Below are 278 nucleotides of genomic sequence, written 5' to 3'. Positions count from 1 at the left end.
ATCACCAAAGAGACTGTGGTTGCCGCAGCACGGGAGATTGGAGTAGACGTATTCATTGCCAGCCTTCCCGGTGGATATGATTATAACGTGAAGGAGCGGGGAGTAATGCTTTCTTCGGGACAACGACAATTAATTGCATTTTTAAGGGCCTATGTGAGCAATCCTAGTATTCTTGTATTGGATGAAGCCACATCTTCTGTGGATTCCTATAGCGAACAACTCATCCAGGATGCTACAGATAAAGTAACCGAAGGTCGTACTTCTATAGTAATTGCCCA

The 278-nt window shown here is 44.6% G+C and carries 1 protein-coding gene; it reads left to right on the top strand.

From position 1 onward, the window contains the following. Window positions 1–278: ATP-binding cassette domain-containing protein (locus HC175_RS23760; protein ID WP_168140158.1), on the top strand; the 278-nt coding region annotated here is incomplete at both ends.

Source organism: Salinimicrobium oceani, from assembly GCF_012037645.1.
The sequence above is the reverse complement of the archived record's forward strand: the minus strand, read 5'-3'. Positions and strand labels throughout refer to the sequence as shown.